Annotated in this window: 2 protein-coding genes and 1 pseudogene; all 3 read right to left on the reverse strand. The window is 69.0% G+C overall.

The annotated features are described in order from the left end of the window. Window positions 1-778 (reverse strand): annotated as a pseudogene (locus BM353_RS13140) (hypothetical protein); the annotation flags it as partial. 6 nt (window positions 779-784) lie between these two features. Beyond that, window positions 785-1,624, reverse strand: coding sequence for an efflux RND transporter periplasmic adaptor subunit (locus BM353_RS13145; protein WP_092081640.1), 840 nt, complete (start codon window positions 1,622-1,624; stop codon window positions 785-787). Continuing rightward, window positions 1,614-3,230 (reverse strand): TolC family protein, encoded by a 1,617-nt coding sequence (locus BM353_RS13150; RefSeq protein ID WP_092081642.1) that lies wholly within the window; start codon window positions 3,228-3,230, stop codon window positions 1,614-1,616. The genes BM353_RS13145 and BM353_RS13150 overlap by 11 nt, the downstream gene beginning before the upstream one ends. Window positions 3,231-3,292 lie beyond the last annotated feature (62 nt).

Here is a 3,292-nt window from a genome sequence, read left to right on the forward strand (position 1 = left end):
CCGCCCCGACAGCCGCGCGCCGCCACTTGTTGCGGAAGGTCCAGGCCGAGGAGAGATCGGCATAGGGCAGGGGCGTGAAGAGCAGCAGCATGACGCCCATGGTCCGCACCGGCCCGCCATAGCGGTGGGTGAGCGCGGCGTGGGACATCTCGTGCAGCACGTGGGTGAAGAAGATCGTGAGGTAGAGCGGGATGAGGTTCGACAGCTGCAGGATCGAGCCCGATTGCGCCAGCGCCCGGTCGGAATTGAGCACGAAGGTGATCCCGGCCCAGAGCAGGAGCGCAAGGACGGCGAGCACCGCCGGCGCGGAGTAGAGCGCGTGGATCGCCCGGCTGTGGCGGGTGAGGAAGTTTTGCGGATCCCACAGCGGCACGCGAAAGAAGAGCAGCTCGGAGACCTTGCCGACGAAAGGTTTGCGTTTCTTGTCGACCGCGCGGTTGAGGATACGCATCTCGTTCACGCTGCCTTCGACGGTCAGCAGGTTGGCCTTGTAGAGATCGCGGATCAGCAGGAAGAAATCCTCCTGTCCGGGCGCCTTTTTGGGGGCGCTGCGGGTGAGTTGCTCCCAGATTTCCCCGAGAGTCAGCTCGCGGGCGAGGGCGGCGATATGGGCATAGACCGCAGGCCGGGCGCGAAAATATCCCGCGTGGGTCGGGTCATGGAGCACGACCCAGGGCTCGCCGCGATAGTGCTGGTGCTGGACCTGTGTGCCGGGGCGCAGGCTCACGCGGAGCCCCGCGATCCGGTACCACTGGTCGTGAAAGGTGCGCCGGGCCATGGCGCGCTACTCGGTGTCGAGCTCCAGCGCGAGGGTCGCGCCGGGCTTGAGCCCCGCAGGCGGGGAGAGCAGTTCGAGCCGCACGCGCTGGAGCCCGCTGGCGGGGTCGATGACCGGGGAGAGGAAGGCCACGCGCGCGCTGATCCGGCCGCGGTCTTCGGTGTCGAGGGTGAGGGTCTCGCCCTCGTGCAGCCGGGTGGCGCGGCGGGCGGGCAGGTTGATCGTCGCAAAGAGGCGCGAGGTATCGCAGAGGCGCAGGACCGTGTCGCTCGCCTGCACGCTTTCGCCCGGATCGCGGAGGATCTCGGCCACGGTCCCCGGGGCGGGGGCGGCGAGCGTCCGGCGGGCGAGCGCCGCGCGGGCGGTCTGATAGTCGAGCTCCTGGATGATCTTGGCGTTGGCGAGCTGGGTGCGTTTGGCCAGCAAGAGCTCCAAGGTCAACCGCCGGTTCTGCAACTCCTCAAGGCTGATCCCGCGGGATTGTTCGAAGATGCGTTCGGCGGCGGCGACCTGCTCTTCGGCGAGCAGGATCTGGCTCTCGACCGAGGCCGCTTCGGACATGTCCTCCCAGAGCGCGCGCCGGCGTTCGGTCTCGATCTCCTCGATGCGCTGGTCGAGCCGGATGAGCACCGTGCCCGCGTCCACCGTCTCGCCCTCGGCGACCGGGATCTCGGCGACGATCCCGCCGGTGGCGAAGGCCAGATCGAGCGCCGCGTTGCACTCCACGATGCCGCGAAAACTGGAGCCGAGGCTTTCCAGCCCGACGCGCCCGTAGTCCTGTTGCGCCGAGACGGCCCCGGCGATCCCGAGGCTCAGCGCCGCGAGCGCAGCCGCCCTAGTTCGCAAGGCCGAACCGTTCGAGCAGCGTCCCGTCCACCTGGCTTGCGAGGAAGGTCGCGAGGTTGAGCTGGACGATCGTGTCGGCGCGCTGCTCCTGCGCGAGCGCGAGGTTGATCTGGCGGCTGATGACCTCGACCTGCGAGGATTGCCCGTTCTCCGCGGCGGTGCGCTCGGCGTCCAGAAGCTGGCGCTGCGCGTGGATCATGCGCTCCTGCTGGGCGAGGCTTTCGCGGGCGCGCGACAGGATCGAGGAGATCCCGTTGAGCTCGCTCGCAACCCGCTGCCGGAAGGCGCTCATTGCGAGCTCGGCCTGCGCTTCACGCAGCTCGGCGGCCTTGAGCTCGGCCTGCGCCGCGCGGTCGCCATAAATCCCGCGGCGGTATTCGAAGCCCACGCGCCAGGTCTCGTAGGGGTTGGAGCGGGAGTAGATGTCGCGGAAGGGGACGTAGTCGTCGTCAAGCTGGGTCTTGCGGTAATCGAAGACGAGATCGGCCTGGGGCAGGGTGCGGTTTTCCGCCACCAGCCGCAGCACCTCCTCGCGTTCCAGCCGCAGCGCGTTGATCCGCGCCTCGGGGCGGCGGGCAAAGGCCTGATCGAGCGAGCCGTAGCTTGACCGGGCGACGTAGCGCGCGGGCACGGGGGCGAGGCTGTCGGTCGGCTGCCAGCGCCCGCTGCCGCCGTCCACACCGCTGAAATAGATCTGGAACGCGCCGATCCGTTCGGCCAGTTCCCGTTCGGCGAGCGTCACGGCGCTCTCACGCTGGACCCGTTGGGCCGTGGCTTCGATCAGCTCTGTCTGACTGCGCAGCCCCTGATCGACCTGTGAGCTCATCTCGGTCTGGAGCCGCCGCGCAAGGGCCGCGACCCGGCGGCGCGAGTCGAGCTGTGCCCGCGCGCGCTGCACCATCAGATAGGTCGAGATTCCGTCGAAGAGCCGCTGCGAGGTCACCAGCCGGACCGTCTCGCGCGCGATCTTTGTCTCGATGCTCGCCACCACCTCATTCGAGGTGTTGACCGCCCTGCCCGCGTTGCGCAGCAGCGGCGCGCGGACCTCGAGCCCGGCGGCGCCGAAATATTCCGGCGTCGGGCGGTTGGCAGTCGCCTGAAGCGAGTTTCGCACCGAGGACATTTCGTAGAAGAGATCGACGGAAATCCCCGTCCGGTCGAGGAATTCGATGCCGACGCGGCCCTCGACCTCAAGCTCTTCATAGGGCAGCGGCTCGCCCGAGGAGCCCGTCCCGCCCCCCTGCGACAGGAACTCGGAGGCCGAGGTCTGGGCGGTCTGGCCGCTGCGGTCGAGCGTGGCGTAGAACTCGGGCTCGAAGGCGCCGGTCGCGGCGAGGGCGGTCTGCTCGGCGATCTGGACCTCGAGCCCCTGCGCAAGGATCGCCTCGTCCGCGGCCGAGAGGATCTTGGCAAAGGAGGCAAGGCTGATCGGCCCGGCGCTGGCCTTGATCTTCTGCGGCACGGGCGCCGCGCGGGCGACCTGCTGCTGCCCGGCGGGATGCGGCTCGCAGGCGGCCAGCGCGCCCACCAGCGCGACCAGCAGGAAAGAGCGGGACGCGCGGCGAGGCGCCTCGGGCGACAAGCGGTCCTTGATCGGTTTGGTCATGGTCTTTGTCCGTCCATTCTGGTCGTTGCGCGCGCAGGTACCTGTACGCCGCTGTCCTTGTC

Origin of the sequence: Poseidonocella sedimentorum (genome assembly GCF_900116005.1) — a bacterium.
Taxonomy (GTDB): domain Bacteria; phylum Pseudomonadota; class Alphaproteobacteria; order Rhodobacterales; family Rhodobacteraceae; genus Poseidonocella; species Poseidonocella sedimentorum.

Bases quoted from the DNA above. Each gene is read 5' to 3' on its own strand.
- BM353_RS13150 (WP_092081642.1), bottom strand. From the start codon at position 3,230: ATGACCAAACCGATCAAGGACCGCTTGTCGCCCGAGGCGCCTCGCCGC.